Annotated in this window: 17 protein-coding genes and 1 tRNA gene; 7 read left to right on the forward strand and 11 right to left on the reverse strand. The window is 38.7% G+C overall.

The window, feature by feature from the left end; all coding sequences use genetic code 11:
- Positions 1-111 precede the first annotated feature (111 nt).
- Positions 112-1,437 (forward strand): M24 family metallopeptidase, encoded by a 1,326-nt coding sequence (locus ULVI_RS08530; protein WP_068591794.1) that lies wholly within the window; start codon positions 112-114, stop codon positions 1,435-1,437.
- A 13-nt stretch (positions 1,438-1,450) separates the two neighbouring features.
- Here the strand turns inward: ULVI_RS08530 and ULVI_RS08535 are convergent, their stop codons facing one another.
- From ULVI_RS08535 to ULVI_RS08545, 3 genes are all read right to left on the reverse strand, one after another.
- Positions 1,451-1,924, reverse strand: a complete 474-nt coding sequence (locus tag ULVI_RS08535) for a nuclear transport factor 2 family protein (protein WP_068591796.1) — start codon at positions 1,922-1,924, stop codon at positions 1,451-1,453.
- A 25-nt stretch (positions 1,925-1,949) separates the two neighbouring features.
- On the reverse strand, positions 1,950-3,221 hold the full coding sequence (locus ULVI_RS08540) for an MFS transporter (RefSeq protein WP_068591798.1): 1,272 nt from the start codon (positions 3,219-3,221) through the stop codon (positions 1,950-1,952).
- Between the two features lie 150 nt (positions 3,222-3,371).
- Positions 3,372-5,015 carry an acyl-CoA carboxylase subunit beta gene (locus ULVI_RS08545; protein ID WP_068591801.1) on the reverse strand — a complete coding sequence of 548 codons (1,644 nt, stop codon included), beginning with the start codon at positions 5,013-5,015 and terminating at the stop codon, positions 3,372-3,374.
- A 310-nt stretch (positions 5,016-5,325) separates the two neighbouring features.
- Between ULVI_RS08545 and ULVI_RS15425 the strand changes: the two genes are divergently transcribed.
- The 3 genes from ULVI_RS15425 to ULVI_RS08555 are packed head-to-tail and all read left to right on the forward strand — an operon-like array spanning position 5,326 to position 7,686.
- Positions 5,326-5,502 carry a CAL67264 family membrane protein gene (locus ULVI_RS15425; protein WP_241780980.1) on the forward strand — a complete coding sequence of 59 codons (177 nt, stop codon included), beginning with the start codon at positions 5,326-5,328 and terminating at the stop codon, positions 5,500-5,502.
- Between the two features lie 30 nt (positions 5,503-5,532).
- Positions 5,533-7,224, forward strand: coding sequence for an energy-dependent translational throttle protein EttA (gene ettA, locus ULVI_RS08550; RefSeq protein WP_068591803.1), 1,692 nt, complete (start codon positions 5,533-5,535; stop codon positions 7,222-7,224).
- Positions 7,225-7,686 carry a hypothetical protein gene (locus ULVI_RS08555; protein ID WP_068591805.1) on the forward strand — a complete coding sequence of 154 codons (462 nt, stop codon included), beginning with the start codon at positions 7,225-7,227 and terminating at the stop codon, positions 7,684-7,686. It begins immediately after the preceding gene.
- 35 nt (positions 7,687-7,721) lie between these two features.
- Here ULVI_RS08555 and ULVI_RS08560 read toward each other — a convergent pair whose 3' ends face one another.
- From ULVI_RS08560 to hutI, 6 genes are all read right to left on the reverse strand, one after another.
- On the reverse strand, positions 7,722-8,789 hold the full coding sequence (locus ULVI_RS08560) for a methyltransferase (protein WP_068591807.1): 1,068 nt from the start codon (positions 8,787-8,789) through the stop codon (positions 7,722-7,724).
- Positions 8,790-9,032: 243 nt separating this feature from the next.
- Positions 9,033-10,187 carry a N(5)-(carboxyethyl)ornithine synthase gene (locus ULVI_RS08565; protein WP_068591809.1) on the reverse strand — a complete coding sequence of 385 codons (1,155 nt, stop codon included), beginning with the start codon at positions 10,185-10,187 and terminating at the stop codon, positions 9,033-9,035.
- Between the two features lie 390 nt (positions 10,188-10,577).
- Entirely contained in the window at positions 10,578-11,390 is an 813-nt protein-coding gene (locus ULVI_RS08570; RefSeq protein ID WP_068591811.1) for an MBL fold metallo-hydrolase, read from the reverse strand.
- 62 nt (positions 11,391-11,452) lie between these two features.
- Positions 11,453-11,917: a GNAT family N-acetyltransferase gene (locus ULVI_RS08575; RefSeq protein WP_068591813.1), complete on the reverse strand. Its 465-nt coding sequence runs from the start codon at positions 11,915-11,917 to the stop codon at positions 11,453-11,455.
- Positions 11,908-12,912, reverse strand: coding sequence for a formimidoylglutamase (locus ULVI_RS08580; RefSeq protein WP_068591815.1), 1,005 nt, complete (start codon positions 12,910-12,912; stop codon positions 11,908-11,910). Before ULVI_RS08580 ends, ULVI_RS08575 begins: the two co-directional genes overlap by 10 nt.
- 8 nt (positions 12,913-12,920) lie before the next feature.
- A complete protein-coding gene (hutI, locus tag ULVI_RS08585) occupies positions 12,921-14,162 on the reverse strand; it encodes an imidazolonepropionase (RefSeq protein ID WP_068591817.1) in 1,242 nt (413 codons plus the stop codon).
- Positions 14,163-14,226: 64 nt separating this feature from the next.
- Here hutI and ULVI_RS08590 point away from each other — a divergent pair, with 64 nt between their 5' ends.
- The 3 genes from ULVI_RS08590 to ULVI_RS08600 all read left to right on the forward strand — a co-directional run bounded on the left by ULVI_RS08590 (position 14,227) and on the right by ULVI_RS08600 (position 16,294).
- Complete coding sequence (locus ULVI_RS08590; RefSeq protein ID WP_068591818.1) at positions 14,227-15,393, forward strand: trans-sulfuration enzyme family protein; 1,167 nt, start codon at positions 14,227-14,229, stop codon at positions 15,391-15,393.
- A complete protein-coding gene (gene bshB1 / locus ULVI_RS08595; RefSeq protein ID WP_068591820.1) occupies positions 15,390-16,106 on the forward strand; it encodes a bacillithiol biosynthesis deacetylase BshB1 in 717 nt (238 codons plus the stop codon). The genes ULVI_RS08590 and bshB1 overlap by 4 nt, the downstream gene beginning before the upstream one ends.
- 112 nt (positions 16,107-16,218) lie before the next feature.
- Positions 16,219-16,294: transfer RNA gene (locus ULVI_RS08600), tRNA-His, on the forward strand.
- 260 nt (positions 16,295-16,554) lie between these two features.
- On the opposite strand, the gene ULVI_RS08605 is transcribed toward ULVI_RS08600, so the two are convergent.
- Together ULVI_RS08605 and ULVI_RS08610 are read right to left on the reverse strand one after the other, a co-directional pair.
- A complete protein-coding gene (locus ULVI_RS08605) occupies positions 16,555-17,565 on the reverse strand; it encodes a M28 family metallopeptidase (RefSeq protein WP_068591824.1) in 1,011 nt (336 codons plus the stop codon).
- A 57-nt stretch (positions 17,566-17,622) separates the two neighbouring features.
- Complete coding sequence (locus tag ULVI_RS08610; RefSeq protein WP_157632594.1) at positions 17,623-17,955, reverse strand: hypothetical protein; 333 nt, start codon at positions 17,953-17,955, stop codon at positions 17,623-17,625.
- Positions 17,956-17,999: the final 44 nt, after the last annotated feature.

Here is a 17,999-nt window from a genome sequence, read left to right on the forward strand (position 1 = left end):
TGATGTATAGAAATACATTCAAAAAGTGATAGAATGAAGGGCTGAGAGATCGGTCCTTTTTTTATACGCTGAAAATGAGTAGGTTTATAGAACTCAACTAACCATTGAATTATGAAAACACTTGTATTGCTACTCTTGGTAGCCAGTTCGGCTATGGCACAAATTCTTCCTGAAAAGGATCGCGCCACTTTAAAAAATGAATTATTAATCGATCGTTATGAAAACCTGTTGCCCGATCTTATGCAACGAACAGGTATCGACATGTGGGTGCTTATTTCCCGGGAATACAACGAAGATCCTGTGCTAAAGACGATGTTACCTGCGACTTGGTTAAATGCTCGAAGAAGAACAATTTTGGTCTTTTTTAGAGATCCGGTTTTTAATACGGTAGAACGATTTGCAATTTCTAGGTACGACGTGGGAGAACACATTAAATCGGCATGGGACAAAGAGACCGAACCCAACCAATGGAAAGCACTTATAGCGTTAATTGAAACCTGGAAACCTAAAACTATTGGTATTAATATATCGGAACATTTTGGAATTGCAGACGGGCTCGTTCACACCGATTATCAAGCTTTAAAAAAGGCACTTCCGCAAGAAATGGAAGATAAATTGGTCTCTGCCGAAGCGTTAGCCATTGGATGGATCGAAAGCAGAACTCCAAAAGAAATGAAGTTGTATACAACGCTGGTTCGTATTACGCACGATATTATAGACGAGGCTTTTTCAAACGCAGTGATCACTCCAGGAGTTACTACTACCGAAGATGTTGTATGGTGGATGCGCCAAAAAGTTACCGATATGGGATTAGAGACATGGTTTCATCCTACCATTGATCTGCAACGGTTTAAAGAGCCGTTAGTTTCAGAAGAGGGGGGAATAGAACAAGAAAATTCAGAAATAAAAATTTCAGAAAATATAATCCGTGAAGGTGATTTGTTGCATTGTGACTTCGGAATCACGTACATTGGTCTTAATACAGACTGCCAGCAACTCGGGTACGTGCTTAAAGACGGTGAAATGAAAGTGCCTACTTTTTTAGATCAAGCACTTCGGAAAGGAAATCGGCTACAAGATATTTTAACCACTAATTTCAAGACTGGGCGCACCGGAAATGAATTATTAGAAATCTCCCTTACTGAAGCAAAAGCAGAGGGATTGCAACCAACCATTTATACACATCCTTTAGGTATGTATGGCCATAGCGCAGGTACAACAATCGGAATGTGGGACGCGCAAGAAGGCGTTCCTTTTACTGGTGATTATCCCATGCATCCCAATACGGTGTATGCCATCGAACTTAATACCATTGTCGCTTTAAAAGAATGGAATCAAGACATTCGTATTATGTTAGAAGAAGCTGGATTTTATGGAGAAGAGGGGTTTCGCTACGTAAATGGACGCCAAGAAAGTATAAAAGCAATTCGGTTTTAAGAATACGTGGCTTTTACGCTTCATTTTGTTTCAATTCCCATTGTACTAAGGTGCTATTTGTTTGATGTTGTAATTTTCTTCGGAAAAAACCAGTGCCACCCAAAATGAGTCCTTTAATACCCAATGCCTGTCTTGCCCATGTGTGTAAATTGAAATTGTCGGTATGGGTGAAGATCTTTCCGTCTTTAAAAGTAAAAGAAGCGTCGATTTTATTATGCACCTTTCGACCGGTCGCTGAAAACGGATATACAATATCCCAATGCGCTTTCCCTGTTTCTTGATCACTTTCAATCCCAGACACAGCTAAAGTAAAATCAGCACCTTTTAATTTTTCAGTAAGCATACGCCACATGTTTCCTGCATGCTCTCCCTGTAAGGTTCCAAAAGCGGGATCGTGGAAAGTAACCTCAGGATGGTATTGAGCTGCCATAGTTTCCCCATCACAATGTTTAAAAGCTTCGTAAAATGTTTCAATAACGTGGTTCATAATGTCATGCTTTAAAAAATATTATTTAGTTTCTTTTGGCGATTCTATAATAGCTTACAGAGGCGATTAAGCCTATAAGAGAAAAAATTCCCAGCATTACGAACACATATTGATGTCCAGTTTCGCCAGGATAGGTATCTAGTAAATATCCCATTACGGGACCCGCGAAAATATCTGGGGTATACCCCACAAGTGACATGAGTCCGACGGCGGTTCCAGTAATGGCTAACGGAATTTTTCCTTCCCGCATGGCTGCAAAATATAATGTTCTATACGCATACACTCCGGTCGCCGTAATTACTAAGGAAACAAAAAACAAGACACTCATATTGGGGCCGATGATACCAGAGGCAAATAACATGGCCCCAATAAAAATAATCACAAATCCGATGAGCATTAGAAAAGAGGCTTTTGTTCGGTCGGCAAGTAGTCCTATACCAACACCAACTACGGGACGAATATAGAGCATAAAAGCACCCACTTGTGCTGAGTCGATTTCATTAAATAACATTACCTCATTGGCATAGAGTGAGAACACATCGGTCACTTTGTAGCCAACGTATGCGCATAAAATGATAACCATTAGTAACCATACCGAAGGTAATTTTAATGCGGTTTTATATAAACCAATGACTTCTTTACGATTTTTTCTCACTTCGGAAACTACATCGTTTTGTTGCGGCTTCAGAAATAAATAAATAAGAACACCTACGGAAGCAATAATTGCGGAAGAGATTAAAATTACGTAGCGAAAAGCTTCCTTGCGTTCGCTAATTGTAGCGACTGAAATTTCAGAAATAATAAACAAAGAAAATATAAATACACCTAGAGAGCCGAATGCTGCTGCGACCAAACCTCTTCCGCCATCGAGTAATCCGTAAGCTATTCCTTGTTTGGAAGCACCACCCCACACGCGGGTCGCTTTAATCATGGCTGCCCAAAACAGAAAAATTGTAGTGAAGCCCCAGTATCCATACAGCACTTTTAAAAGAGTATAGGAGGGAAATGTTGCATAGACCAAACCTCCTAGTGCGGTGAGTAATAATCCAGCAGTAAGGAGTATTCTAGGTTGAAATTTATCTGCCAGCGTACCTCCAAGTGGGTAGGAGACAAAAGCAACAATCCCATAGATCGAAAAACACGCACCTAATTCGAAGTTTGTAAGTTGAAACAGATCTAAAACTGTGGGACGAAAAATTCGCGCTAGTACAAAGGGTAAAATAAACACAGCTTCTCCGGCAAGAATGAGCAGGAGTAGAATATAAAATGGTTGGTGCTTCTTTTTCGGTGCTAACAAGACATCACTTTGGCAATCAAGATACAGAAATTCAAGGCAATTTTTAAACGACTTTCATTTAACTATGTTACTGCTCTACTAAAGATATTTCTAATAATCTTTTTAATGTATAAATTCTGCTGTATCCTATCTCTAGCCTTCCGTTTCCGCTTAGACCTGAATCACTCCGAGATTAAATTTCTTTTCGATGGGCGCGTGATCGGCTGCTTCGATTCCCATAGAGATCCATTTTCGAGTATCCAATGGATCAATTACAGCGTCGGTCCAAATTCTGGAAGCAGCATAATAGGGTGAAATTTGTTCGTCATAGCGTGCCTTAATTCGGTCGTACAATTCTTTTTCTACTTCTGGTGTAATTGTTTCTCCCTTTTTCTTTAGAGAAGCAGTTTCTATTTGTAGCAAAACTTTAGCGGCACTGTTACCGCTCATTACCGCCAATTCGGCACTTGGCCAAGCAACTATGAGTCTTGGGTCGTAGGCTTTTCCGCACATGGCATAGTTTCCTGCACCGTACGAATTTCCAATAACTACCGTGAATTTTGGAACCACACTGTTACTTACCGCATTTACCATTTTAGCACCGTCTTTAATAATACCACCGTGCTCACTTTTACTACCTACCATAAATCCAGTTACATCTTGTAAAAAGACCAATGGAATTTTTTTCTGATTGCAATTGGCAATAAATCGCGTGGCTTTATCGGCACTATCACTGTATATCACACCGCCAAACTGCATTTCGCTGGGTTTAGTTTTTGCTTTGGTGGTTTTTACAAGCTTTCTTTGATTGGCTACAATTCCCACTGCCCATCCGTCGATACGCGCATAGCCTGTGAGGATGGTTTGACCGTAACCTTTTTTATATTCTTCAAATTCGCTGCCATCAACAAGACGTTTTATAATTTCCCGCATGTCGTATTGATCGGCTCTCGATTTTGGTAAAATGCCAAAAATTTCATCAGCCTTTTCTTTTGGCTTTTTTGGTTTATCACGATTAAAACCTGCTTTATCGTAGCTTCCAATTTTTGAAACGATATTCTTTATGGTATCTAATGCATCTTTATCATCTTTTGCTTTATAGTCGGTCACACCGCTTACTTCACAATGTGTAGTTGCACCACCAAGGGTTTCATTATCGATGCTTTCGCCAATGGCTGCTTTTACCAAATAACTTCCTGCCAAGAAAATACTTCCTGTTTTGTCCACAATTAGTGCTTCGTCGCTCATAATAGGCAAGTACGCACCTCCAGCCACACAGCTTCCCATTACCGCAGAGATTTGCGTGATTCCCATACTACTCATTACCGCGTTGTTTCTAAATATGCGTCCGAAGTGTTCTTTGTCGGGAAATATTTCATCTTGCATCGGCAGGTACACCCCCGCACTATCTACTAGGTAAATGATGGGTAATTTATTCTCTATAGAAATTTCCTGAGCACGAAGATTTTTTTTCGCTGTGATAGGAAACCAAGCACCTGCTTTTACTGTCGCATCGTTTGCAACTACAATACACTGAGTTCCCTTAATGTAGCCAATTTTTACTACAACACCACCACTGGGGCATCCACCGTGTTCTTTGTACATGCCTTCGCCTGCAAAGGCACCTATTTCGATACTGTTCTTGGTGTCATCCAACAAGTAGTTAATTCGTTCTCGCGCGGTCATTTTACCTTTTGCATGATGTTTCTCAATGCGTTTTTCACCGCCTCCTAGTTTTACTTTGGCAAGACGTTGTTTTAGGTCTGATGCTAATAATTTATTATGATCTTCGTTTTTGTTGAAGTTGATGTCCATGAATGTATCGAATTTGCTCAAAAATACAAAATGCGGCGATTTGAAAGCGTACTGATCTCAAAAAATATAAAAGTTACTACGTTCTCTTCGGAAACTATTTTTAATTAACGATATTTGTGTTTCGTTTTTTGGGAATCTGAACCAGTTGAATTATACGATTAAACTCTCATGATTCTTTTGAAAACTTTGCGTTAGGGATTGCAGTGGCATCCTCGCCGTCGCCTTTTGGGGCGATTCGGAGAGATATAACGAAAAGCCCGCCTTTTGAAGCGATAGCGGAAAGAGGAACGCCCAAAAATAAACACATATGATGAATAAAAATACAGTACTGGCTTGGGCCACATTTATAATGATCTTAGTAGGATGTGCCTTAATTGCTTTAGGAGCGTTTCGGTACGATGATGTTGCCGGATGGGGATTTGCTGCGGTAGGAATTGGCTTCTTTGCGATCGCATGGGTATTTAATGCGCTGAAAGGGCGTATGTAGCTTAACAGAAATAACAAAAAAAACACAAAAATGGCAGACGATAAGAAAGTAATCTTTTCAATGTCCGGAGTAACTAAATCGTTTCAAAACGCGCAGACTCCGGTGCTTAAAAATATATATTTAAGCTTCTTTTATGGAGCGAAGATCGGTATTCTTGGTCTTAACGGAAGTGGTAAATCCACGTTGCTTAAGATTATTGCGGGGGTCGATAAAAATTTTCAAGGCGATGTAGTGTTTGCTCCCGGATATAGCGTAGGCTACCTGGAACAAGAACCGCAGTTGGACGAAGATAAAACTGTTTTGGAAGTGGTGAAAGAAGGAGCTGCCGAAACCGTAGCAATCTTAGATGAGTATAATAAGATCAACGATATGTTTGGTCTGGAAGAAGTATATAGCGATGCAGATAAAATGCAGAAGCTCATGGACCGCCAGGCGAAACTACAGGACCAGATCGATGCTTCAGACGCTTGGGAATTGGACACTAAATTGGAAATTGCGATGGATGCACTTCGCACGCCAGATCCCGATAAAAAAATTGGGGTATTATCGGGTGGGGAACGACGTCGTGTTGCATTGTGCCGTTTGTTATTACAAGAGCCAGACGTGTTACTCCTTGATGAACCAACGAACCACTTAGATGCAGAAAGTGTACACTGGTTAGAACACCATTTAGCACAATACAAAGGAACAGTGATCGCGGTAACGCACGACCGGTATTTCTTGGATAATGTGGCAGGTTGGATTTTAGAACTGGATCGTGGTGAAGGAATTCCTTGGAAAGGGAATTACTCTTCGTGGTTGGATCAGAAATCGAAACGTATGGCACAGGAAAGTAAAACGGCTTCGAAACGTCAGAAAACATTAGAGCGTGAATTAGATTGGGTACGTCAAGGTGCGAAAGGAAGACAGACCAAACAAAAAGCACGTTTAAAGAATTATGATAAATTATTAAGTCAGGACCAAAAACAACTGGACGAAAAGCTGGAGATCTACATCCCTAACGGACCGCGTTTAGGAACCAATGTGATCGAAGCAACAGGTGTGAGTAAAGCTTATGGAGATAAACTACTCTATGAAGATCTTAACTTCAAGTTGCCACAAGCAGGAATTGTGGGAGTGATTGGACCTAACGGGGCTGGTAAAACTACAATTTTTAGAATGATCATGGATGAAGAAACTCCCGATAAAGGTGAGTTTACCACAGGGGAAACGGCAAAGGTAGCCTATGTAGATCAGGCGCACTCTAATATTGATCCCAACAAAACGATCTGGCAGAATTTTAGCGATGAGCAGGAGTTGGTAATGATGGGCGGACGACAAGTGAATTCACGAGCGTATTTAAGCAGGTTTAATTTTAGCGGAAGCGAACAGAACAAAAAAGTATCGATGCTTTCTGGTGGTGAGCGAAACCGTTTGCACCTTGCTATGACCCTAAAAGAAGAAGGAAACGTTTTGTTACTCGATGAGCCTACGAACGATTTGGATGTAAACACCCTTCGAGCATTGGAAGAAGGTCTGGAAAATTTTGCCGGTTGTGCTGTAGTAATTAGTCACGACCGTTGGTTCTTAGACCGTATCTGTACACATATTCTTGCTTTTGAAGGTGACAGCCAAGTATATTTCTTTGAAGGTGGTTTTAGTGAGTATGAAGAGAATAAAAAACAACGTTTGGGTGGAGATTTGATGCCGAAACGTATTAAGTATAAAAAACTGATTCGATAAATGATGTTGAGAAATGTGATGGTGCTTCTTATTGCTGTAAGTCTAGCATCGTGTGGCGCAAAGAAAAATGTGGCTACAACTGAAAACACTACTGTAGCTACCGAAATAAAGGAAGTTGAGACCGGGACGAATCCTACTATTGCGTATAAAAGTTTAGGGAATGGAGTGGCTTCGATACAACTTGAATTGTTTGAAAACGATTTATTCATCTTCGAGCTAACCAGTATTCCACAGCCGGAAGATGGGGGCGATGCTATAAAAATTTCAGAAAAAGGAACTTTTACTTCTGAAGGGAATTTAAAAACCTTGAAGTTTAGAAATCCGAAATTTTCTCTATCAGCTTTGTTCGATGCTACTTACGGGGGCAGTAATGAGTTTAAAGTGATCGATGATCGTACGGTACGAATAAATACCGATAAGAAAACAATTATGATCTGGGGTGTTGCGTGTGAACGACTCTAAGTACTAATTCTACACCTTATTTTTAAGGTTAGTGGTTATTTATGCGAAAGCACCCAAAGTTCAACTTCTTCGGAATCACGCCAATGTTGATCGCGTTTTGTTTTTTCTGAAGCTGTTTGTACTCGCTTTTTGTAACATCGGTCTAATTTAAAGCGTCCTTCTTTTAGTAACTCTGTTTCTATAGGATGCGCTTTCGTTTCGTTTGTTATATGTGCTAGATTCGAGAATAAGAGTATTACTTTTCCCTCTGGTAACAAGTGTTTTTTAGCTGCTTCGAAAAAGTCTGGAAATAATTCTTCGTTGTAATATATGGCTGCATCGATACCATCTGAGTCTTGTGTTTCTGGCAACCAGGGTGGATTAAAAACAATGAGTTCGGTCTGTTTTTTGAAATTTCCAAAGAGGGAGGTATACTCTAATTCTATTTTTCGTGACAGTTTTGTGTTTCCCATAAACTCGGTTAACCCTACGATGGCATTCGGATTTATATCGGTGCCAAATACTTTTTGAAATCCGTGCTGCACTAATTGTAATGAAAGAATACCACTTCCGAAACCAATATCAATAGCGTTTTTTTTAGCCCCTTCGTACCGCTTTAACCACTTATCGAAAAGTTCTAAATGATCGAAACGGGTAGGGAAATAAGTGCCGTAATAGGGATGAATTTTATTTCGTAAAACTGGAATCGATATTCCGTTCTCATACCATTGCCAAGAACTATTTAATCCTTGTATTTGAGGAAAGGGGAATAAAAAATTGCTGAGTTCTGGATACAATTTTTTAAACCAACCAATTTCGGGTGCTTTTTTTACTATTAGTTTATGGTCTTGAATTTCTGCTAATACACGATTAGACAGTGTGTGATATTCTGCGCGATATGCACGTTGCTCTTGGAAAGATTTGTTTGGGAACTTCTTTTTTAAGTGCGTCTTTAATGCTTTAAGGAGCACTAAACCATTACTATAATAAGCAGTTATTAAAACCGGTTTTTCAGCTTCTAAGAGCTTTATTGTTTCTGCGAGCTCTGTTTCTTGATTATAAACAGCTATTTCTGACTTAAGTGGAATAGGTGCAGGTTTATTTATTTGGATGTCTAATGCCATAAGAAAATAGTGTTGATGTTTGTTTAAATGAATTTCTCTGCTTCAATTACAAATAATTTGCATGAGGGATTGTAGTGTAAATCCCGCAACCCGACAGAGGAGGAGTGAGGAATTGAAACGTAAAGCCCGACCCTACAGCTTTTTGTATAACAAAGCTGTAGGGTCATGCCCTAAAAGAACAGACCCATTAAGATGAAAAGTTATTTTTGTTTTCAAGTTGACTGAGTTTTCTTCTCTCTATTATCATTTTGTCAACGTAGTAATTACATGTGGGTACTTGGAGTTTCGATTCTGAAACCGCAAAATCGTGTCTTTTACGATGACTCCTTTATCGATATTGATAGCATTTTTTAGGGTTGTATTTTTTTCCCAGCTTAGGCGTCCTTCAATAACAGAAGGTAGGTGTACAATTAAGGCGGCAGAAATAGACCTTGAGGCGCTTTCCCAAAAGTAGCTCGGTGTATGATCTACTGCATAGTAATCTATTTTGTCTATTGCTATCATGGGGTTTTTGAACGTAGTAGGTTTAGCGAAATAGAATCCCATACCTTCATCGCAACTTACGTCTATAATTAGTGTGCCAGGTGTAAGCATGTTTTTATCTTCTTCTTTTATATAATCGATGGGGTTATCTGTATCTTGATAAGTTCCATTAATAATGATTTCTGATTCTTTAATAAGGTCTATTAAAGGACGTTCGGTTCCGTCATGTTCGACCACAATTAGTCTTGCTTCATCTTTATTTCCTTTTCTTAATCTGGTATAATGCACATCTAATACTTCTTCTCTAACCTCATGATCGGGCCTTTGAATACATATTGTTATATCTCTAAAACCATGTGCTTTTAACGCATAAATTGCGCCTCTGCTTACAGCACCAAAACTGAAAATAATTGCTTTACGTTGGTTTCCGTAATGTCCGTCGATACCTTTTAATTGAAGCGCATGTATAACGGCAGCATACCCTGCTATTTCGTTATTTTTATAAAAAGTATGCCTTCCTTTTTGTCCGTTGGGACTCCAGACATACATATCTTCAAAGGCAATTAGTGTTAGCTTTTTATCGATAGCTATTTGGGTAATGTCATTTTGTTGAGCACAATGAGGATATCCCCAAATAATACCGCCTTCCTTTAGGTCTTTTAAATCGGAAAGTATGGGCTTGGCAATGATAGCAGCGCCCATATCGGCTAGTATTTCCTGTCGAGAGGCAACGCCGCCAGTGAGCTCTGAAATTTCTTCATCTTTGATATGAAAAGGTTTACCATAACCTTTTTCGAAAATAAGTTGTTTACGAATAGATTGAGGAAGTCTTTTTAGGTGTTCGGGGTGAATTGGAACTCGTCGTTCATCTACTTTTCTTGAAGTTCCGATAACTCCCATTTTTAACAAAGCCATTTTTTTCTTATTGAAACGAATTGCAAAATAATGAGATCGGCAAAGCGTAAGATTATTAGTACTAAGTGATAGTTACTTTCCAGCAGTTAGGCATTAATCTACTCACTGGAGTTTCATAAATCAGAATAGTGGCTTTGAAGACGACTGCAAAGAGAAGCAGAAGGAATGCGAAGAGATTATTAAGATGAATAATACAGTGTTAAAGATACTTCATTAAGAACTAGTAATCTCATGATTAATAAGTTAATTAGGCTGCTTGCTTTTTCTTAAGAAAAGGACTTTTAAAATTAAATCGTCTTTTCTCTCGTATTTATAGAAAATAAAAAACAGCTTATTTAAGTAAGCTGTTTTTAGAATTCTTCTATTCGGTTTTTAGAGAGGTACGGGATGCTACTCTTTTTCGGGATACCAATCTAATTGTATTACTTCGATATTCGTATCGCCATTATTAACAAGTTCCTTAAATTTAGAAACATCGCTTAAACCGTCGGTTCCTCTGTAGTGATATGGATATATTTTAGCTGGTTTAAAAGCCAGTACACCATCTGCAGCGCTCTCTACCGTCATTGTGTACGGAAGGTTCATGCAAACAAATGCCACATCGATATCGTTTAGATTGCGCATTTCTGGAATGTCTTCGGTGTCTCCAGAAATGTATACACGCATGCCGTCTTTTTCAATAATGTATCCATTTCCACGACCTTTCTCATGAAACTTTAGCGCTTCTTCTCGTAAATTGTACATGGGGATCGCTTCGAATGTAAATCCGTCGAAACCTTTCATATTGGTATTTGCTCCGTTATTTAGTATAGTTGTTACAGACTGTAATTCTTCTGGCAGTTTATCTGCAACGGCTTTAGGCGCGATAATTCCTGTACCATCTGCAATGACAGCCGTTACCGTTTCTGCGTTTAAATGATCTCCGTGTATATCGCTAATAAGGATAAGATCGGGTGATTCCATTCCGGCGAATGCTTCAGCGCCACCTACGGGATCTACATATATCGTTTTTCCCTCCCATTCTAATACCATGGTCGCATGTGAAATAGGGGTTATATTAAAATCTGCTACTTCCATAGAAGTATCCTCAGTATCTGAAGTTACAGTCGCAACATCATCGTTTTCTGATGCGTTTTTATCTTTTTTCGAATTACAGCCCAATAGCATTAATGCTACTGCTGCGAAGTAAAGTACTTTTTTCATAATGGTTATTTTGCTCTAAAATACTAAGAAATAACACAAGAATTATGAGGTTTTACAATACTTTAAGAGAGTTGTAACTCCATTTTTATATTGCTTCGCTCGTACGGACTGTCTGTTTCTACTGGTACTTCAATGAACCCGTATTTTCGATAGATATAAATTGCATTTTCTAATTTGGTATTAGAATACAGAAACAATTTTTTAAACTCATTTTCTTTGGCAAAATTAATACAGTGTTGCATGAGCAATTGCCCTACATTTTTTCCACGTTGTTTTGGTGGAACAGCCATTTTAGTAAGTTCGAATATTCCTTCACCTCGCTTTAAAAGAGCTACCGTACCAAGAATTTCATTTTCTTCTTTGGCAAAGAATATGTGTCCACCAGGACCTAAAATGTGTTCATCGGGATTGCTTAAAACTTCTTTGTCGTAGTCTTCGACGTAAAAAAAAGTTTCTAACCATTCTATATTAAACTCATAGAAAGCCGATGCATATTTAGGATCGAAAGAGATTATTTCTATTTGCATACGATGTCACTTATTAAATATGATATTGCTTTCCCCACCTGATTAGGAAAAATACCCGCCGAAGGAGCGCCTTCGCAGATGTGAATGTAAGTACAATTTGGGTGTTTTGAAAAATACGACAAAAATTTTCGAGCTTCTGTAAGCGTAAATCCACTAGGTGTCATGGCACTACTTCCAAAATTTTCAATAGCATCTAAGTCCAGTTCGAGTCCGAACTTTTTGTTACAGCAAAAGGTTTCTGCTTGTTGAAGAGCTTCAGAAAAGGTATTTTCTTCTGAAATAGATATTCCTTCAAACAATATATATTGGATACGTTTTGCATGTTTCTGAAGCTTCTCGAAAATACTTTCAGAAGTATAGTTGCGATGCAGTCCGAAGATAAAATAACGGTCTAAATATCCATCTTCGAAAGCATATGTAAATCCGTTGCCGCTATGGCGATGTTCTAACGATCTAAAATCGGTGTGTGCATCGAAGTTGATACAATTTACGGGGGATGTAAGAGCTTCGCTCGCTCCTTTTAAGTTTCCGTAGCTGTTGTTATGTCCACCGCCGATTAGAATAGGAATTTTTCCTGTGGCTACAATCTTTCCGATCACTTCTGAAACCATATGATCGATCTGCGTGACTAGTTCTCCTAGTTTTTCGGCATAGTGTGTGTCATCTTCCGAAATGGATGCCGCCTGTTTCATTTGTTGATCGCAATTGATTGTTCCCAGCAATATAAGACCCTCCTGATTTATGTAGTAGTTTTTCTGAACGTTTACAAATGCATTCAATGTTGCCTCCCAAGCTTCCGAAGCACCTTTTTTTCCCAAGTTAGCCCGCACCCCGATATCTTCAGGAATTCCTAAAAGAACATATTTCGCTTCCGAAGTATTAAGTGCATCCCACCCTGAAGCTACTTCGATCACCTCGCCCAGTTTTGTCTCACCTTCTCGTTTGTTTATACGTTTTTTATACTCGCTTTCAGAAAAAAAATGAATGGTTTTCATGGTGCTATTCACTGTTTTATTTCTTTACCGTTCAAAATAACCATTTCAATATGGTTGCTTCCGAAGGAATAGGGGAGATATCCGTAGGAAGGGATGGGTTTTGTTACGATGAGGTTAGCAACTTTACCTTTGGTAATGCTACCGTGGGTTTCACTTAATCCCATGGCGTATGCCCCGTTAATAGTCGCTGCATTTATGGCTTCTTCGGGAGTGAGGCGCATTTTAATACATGCGGTACTTACTACAAAATTCATGTTTCCGCTTGGTGTGGAACCCGGATTATAATCGGTCGCGAGTGCCAACGGAAGTCCAGAATCGATAATCTTTCTCCCGGGTGTATAGGGAATACTTAAAAAATAAGAGCAGGAGGGAAGGGCTACCGGCATAGTTTCACTTCCTTTAAGAGCAGCAATGTCGTCGTCTGTTAAAACTTCTAAGTGGTCGACGCTCAACGCCTTGTACTTAACTCCAATCGCTACACCGCCAATCGCATTAAACTGATTCACATGAATCTTTGGAATAAGATTGTATTTTTTTGCTTCGGAAAGGATACGTTCTGTGTCTGAAACTGAGAAATAGCCTTCTTCACAAAAAACATCGACATAACTTGCGAGTTGCTGTTCTGCTACCTTCGGAAGCATCTCGTTGCATATTAAATCAAGATATCCATCTTTGTTATTTTTAAATTCGGTAGGGATGGCATGAGCACCGAGAAAGGTGGTTTTAATGGTAATGGGATAATGCTCAGCGAGCCGTTTTGCTACATGAAGCATTTTTAATTCAGCTTCGGTGGTTAATCCGTAGCCGCTTTTAATTTCTATGGCTCCAGTTCCCAAACGCATAACTTCTTCGAGTCGTTTTGCTGATTGTTTGTAGAGGCTATCTTCAGAAGTTTGTTGTAATTTTTTTGCACTGTTTACAATGCCACCCCCTTTTTCGGCAATTTCTTGGTAGGAAAGCCCTTTAATACGATCTACAAATTCCTGTTCTCTGTTTCCGGCATACACCAAATGAGAGTGAGAATCGCACCATGCGGGTAGTACAATTTTTCCTTTGCAATCGATGGTTTTAAATCCTTTAGTTTCCGGCATTTTAGTCATCGATCCATAATCGAAGATCTTACCATCTTTCACTAATAGCCACGCATTTTTTAAAGTAGGAAGGTGATTCATTTCTGCACCACTTAATTTTGCAGGTGCATTGTCTCGAACTTGTAATAGTTCTTTTATGTGTGTTAATAGTAGTTTCATCTTGTAATTTCTAGTAAACCTTAAAAGTAATTAATACCTTAGTACTTTCAGAAAAAAACACAGAATGAATTCAGAAAAAAAAGGAATTAATACTATTTGTACACATACCGGCGAGGTAGAAGACACTCAATACAGAGGGGCAATTTCACCGCTATTTATGGCGACTTCTTACCAATACGATGGGATGGATGAAAAGCGCTATCCGCGTTCGTTTAATTCTCCCAATCAAGTTGCCCTCGGAAAAAAGATCGCTGCATTAGAAAAATGTGAGGCAGGAATGATCTTCGGAAGTGGCATGGCAGCAATTAGTCATTGCTTGCTCGCATTTCTGAAGCAGGGAGACCATATAATATTACCGGAAACCTTATATGGAGGAACGTATAATTTCGTGGTAAAAGAGCTTCCAAAATTTGGAATCGAATTTAGTTTTGCCAAGGGTTTTTCGGAAATAGATTTTACTTCAGAAATAAAAAAGAATACAAAGATCATCTATATAGAAACTCCTTCGAATCCGCTGATGAAAATCACAGACTTAGAAATGATTGGGCGGATTGCTAAACAGCATAATTTGTTGAGTATTATCGACAATACTTTTGCGAGCCCTATTAATCAGACGCCAGCCGATTTTGGTATCGATATTATAATTCATAGTGCGACCAAATACATGGGTGGACATAGCGATATTAGTGCTGGAGCAATTGCTTGTTCTCAAGAGCATAAGGACAAAATATGGGAAACATCTATTAATATGGGAGGGCATTTAAGCGATTACACCGTTTGGTTGCTGGAACGAAGTTTAAAAACGATGGCACTTCGTGTAAAAGCGCAAAGCAAGAATGCGAAAAAAATGGCGAAGTGGTTGGAGCAACACCAATTGGTTTCGAAAGTATACTATCCAGGCTTGAAATCGCATCCTGATCATGCGTTGGCGAAAAAGCAAATGAAACGATATACCGGAATGCTTTCATTCGAATTACTCCCAGAATTAGATGCTATCGAATTTATGCGAGCGTTAAAACTGGTAAAATATTCGATGAGTCTTGCGGGTATAGAATCGACCATTCTTTCTCCGGCGGAAACCTCTCATTTTTTGTTAACTAAAGAAGAACGCAAAAAACAGGGTATCTCCGATGGATTGCTTCGTTTTTCTGTGGGAATTGAAGAAACCAACGACCTTATCTTTGATTTTGAACAGGCCTTTCAGTTGGTCACAAAAAAGCAACTCGTATGAAACTTGATATATTAGCCATAGGTGCACATCCCGATGATGTGGAATTAAGCTGCTCGGGTACTATAGCCAAAGAAGTCGCTAACGGAAAGAGGGTAGGAATTCTAGATCTTACTCGTGGAGAATTAGGAACGCGGGGAAGTGCCGAAATTCGCGATAATGAAGCGGCGGCAGCAGCAGAAGTTTTAGGAGTGTCTGTTCGTGAAAATCTCGAATTTTCTGATGGTTTTTTTGTAAATAATCCAGCATCGCAATTAGAAGTTATAAAAATTCTTCGAAAATACCGTCCCGATGTCGTACTCTGTAATGCGATAGATGATCGACATATCGATCATCCTAAGGGTAGTAAATTAGTGAGCGATGCCTGCTTTCTTAGTGGTTTACGAAGAATTGAAACAATTTACGAAGGAAACCATCAAAAACAATGGCGACCAAAACATGTATATCACTACATTCAATGGAAAGATATAACTCCAGATTTTGTTGTTGATATTACTGGTTTTATGGATAAAAAAATAGCTTCGGTTGAAGCTTATGGGAGTCAGTTTTTTGATGTCGACTCTAAAGAGCCTTTAACCCCAATTGCAACTAATAATTTTAAAGAAAGTATTTCGTATCGTGCAAAAAATCTAGGAAGATTAATTGGTGTGGAATATGCAGAAGGCTTTACTGCAGAAAGATACGTTGCGGTAGATTCAATTTTTGATTTAATCTAAAAATTCTTGCAATTAGTTATTGTGCAACCGTAGTAAATGATTTATATTTGCATCCTCCTAAGCGATACATCGTATGGTGAAGGGGTATTTGGAATAAAATCCAAGTATAAATGGTGGTTGTAGCTCAGCTGGTTAGAGCGCTGGTTTGTGGTGCCGGAAGTCGCGGGTTCGAATCCCGTCTTCCACCCAAAAGACAAAGCTTCATGGAAACATGAGGCTTTTTTTGTGGCTTAAAGTGAGGTAATTTTTTATTACGATTACGTCCATACTTTTTTGGCGGAGTTACAATTTCAGCTGTTAAAAGCATTGCGTTATGTTAAACTTCTTTATGTACGTTGTAGAGCAAAAAAAAGCCTTTCATTTCTGAAAGGCCTTTTTTGTCGATTTTTATAAAAAACTTAGATATCTGTAGATACCTAAGAAGAGGTGTGTTATAACCTAATTTTAATTACAATTTGTCTGCAGTAATTCTTCCTTCACGATTGGCAAGTTCCCATGCTGTTTGAAAAATAAGCTGAGTTCTCTTTGTCATTAATTCGTATTCGATTTTATCTGGTGTATCACTTATTTTATGGTAATCTTCGTGAGTACCGTTAAAATAGAAGATAATAGGAATATTGTTTTTTGCAAAATTATAGTGATCACTTCTATAGTAAAAACGATTTGGATCGTTCTCATCGTTGTAAGTATAATCGAGTTCAAGATTAATGTATTCTTTGTTTATAGCTTCAGATACATCGTGTAACTCTTGACTTAGTTTGTCGCTTCCTATGAGATAGATATAATTTGGAGTGTCTATTTTATCGGGATCTATTCTTCCAATCATATCGGTATTTAAGTTGGCAACCGTATTTTCTAGAGGAAAGATAGGGTTTTCAGTATAATACCTAGAACCATACAGTCCTATTTCTTCACCCGTTACATGTAAAAATAGAATCGATCGCTTTGGACCATTGCCATCTTCTACAGCTTGTTGAAAGGCTTCAGCCATTTCTAGCATGGCTACGGTACCACTACCATCATCGTCAGCACCATTAAAAACATTCCCATCATTATCTTTCCCAACATGGTCTAAATGTGCAGAAAGAATAATAATTTCATCGGGTTTTTCGGAACCTTTTATGTAAGCAATTACATTTTCAGAATCGCTGGGCTCTTTTAATCGGTCTAAGAATTCTGCAGGGACAGTTTGGTAATAATTTGTTACTCCATCGGGAGAGGCAATATTATGCTCTTTGTAAAAATTCCGAATAAATTCTGTAGCCATTTTTTGCCCTTTGCTACCAGTCATTCTGCCTTCCATTTTATCACCGGCGTAGGTGTACAGTAATTCTTTTAATTCTTCCGAAGTAATGCTATTTGCATAATCGACCCGAGTCATTTTTTGTTTTGAAGTGTTCTGAGCTGAGTTACAGGAAATAGACAGTACACTTAGTGCGGCAATAATAAAATATTTCATTAGTTTATATTTAGTTCTTGGAATTGAATTTCATGATTCTGTGGTTTAACGATCTTTTTAATCGAAAGATTCTAATTCGTAATCTCTTTTGGCAAGACCGTCTTCACCAACTTTTAAATACACCAACCGATGTTTTTTTTGGACAAGTTCACCTGCCGCATCTTGGGATTTAACAGTAAATGTAACTATATATTTGGCACCAATGTTCTCAAGATCTGAAGCAGTTTCTTTAATATTAAAATCTGTTTCACTAAACTTAGTCTCCTCTGGAAGCTGTAATTGAATTTTAAGATCGTCTTTCGCTCTTTCTAATACTGTTTCCATTTGTTTTTCATTCGATGAACAGGAAACTGCCAAAACGGTGAGTAACAGTAAAATGATTTTTTTCATTGTATAGTCTTTGGTTGCCGATAAAGATAAGTCAACTTGTAGGG

This window comes from Cochleicola gelatinilyticus (genome assembly GCF_001637325.1).
Lineage (GTDB): Bacteria > Bacteroidota > Bacteroidia > Flavobacteriales > Flavobacteriaceae > Cochleicola > Cochleicola gelatinilyticus.

Excerpts from the sequence above, each read along its gene's own strand:
- ULVI_RS08530 (WP_068591794.1), top strand. The coding sequence starts at position 112 with ATGAAAACACTTGTATTGCTACTCTTGGTAGCCAGTTCGGCTATGGCA.
- ULVI_RS08535 (WP_068591796.1), bottom strand. The coding sequence starts at position 1,924 with ATGAACCACGTTATTGAAACATTTTACGAAGCTTTTAAACATTGTGAT.
- ULVI_RS08545 (WP_068591801.1), bottom strand. The coding sequence starts at position 5,015 with ATGGACATCAACTTCAACAAAAACGAAGATCATAATAAATTATTAGCA.
- ULVI_RS15425 (WP_241780980.1), top strand. The coding sequence starts at position 5,326 with ATGAATAAAAATACAGTACTGGCTTGGGCCACATTTATAATGATCTTA.
- ettA (WP_068591803.1), top strand. The coding sequence starts at position 5,533 with ATGGCAGACGATAAGAAAGTAATCTTTTCAATGTCCGGAGTAACTAAA.
- ULVI_RS08555 (WP_068591805.1), top strand. The coding sequence starts at position 7,225 with ATGATGTTGAGAAATGTGATGGTGCTTCTTATTGCTGTAAGTCTAGCA.
- ULVI_RS08560 (WP_068591807.1), bottom strand. The coding sequence starts at position 8,789 with ATGGCATTAGACATCCAAATAAATAAACCTGCACCTATTCCACTTAAG.
- ULVI_RS08565 (WP_068591809.1), bottom strand. The coding sequence starts at position 10,187 with ATGGCTTTGTTAAAAATGGGAGTTATCGGAACTTCAAGAAAAGTAGAT.
- ULVI_RS08570 (WP_068591811.1), bottom strand. The coding sequence starts at position 11,390 with ATGAAAAAAGTACTTTACTTCGCAGCAGTAGCATTAATGCTATTGGGC.
- ULVI_RS08575 (WP_068591813.1), bottom strand. The coding sequence starts at position 11,917 with ATGCAAATAGAAATAATCTCTTTCGATCCTAAATATGCATCGGCTTTC.
- ULVI_RS08580 (WP_068591815.1), bottom strand. The coding sequence starts at position 12,912 with ATGAAAACCATTCATTTTTTTTCTGAAAGCGAGTATAAAAAACGTATA.
- hutI (WP_068591817.1), bottom strand. The coding sequence starts at position 14,162 with ATGAAACTACTATTAACACACATAAAAGAACTATTACAAGTTCGAGAC.
- ULVI_RS08590 (WP_068591818.1), top strand. The coding sequence starts at position 14,227 with ATGAATTCAGAAAAAAAAGGAATTAATACTATTTGTACACATACCGGC.
- bshB1 (WP_068591820.1), top strand. The coding sequence starts at position 15,390 with ATGAAACTTGATATATTAGCCATAGGTGCACATCCCGATGATGTGGAA.
- ULVI_RS08605 (WP_068591824.1), bottom strand. The coding sequence starts at position 17,565 with ATGAAATATTTTATTATTGCCGCACTAAGTGTACTGTCTATTTCCTGT.
- ULVI_RS08610 (WP_157632594.1), bottom strand. The coding sequence starts at position 17,955 with ATGAAAAAAATCATTTTACTGTTACTCACCGTTTTGGCAGTTTCCTGT.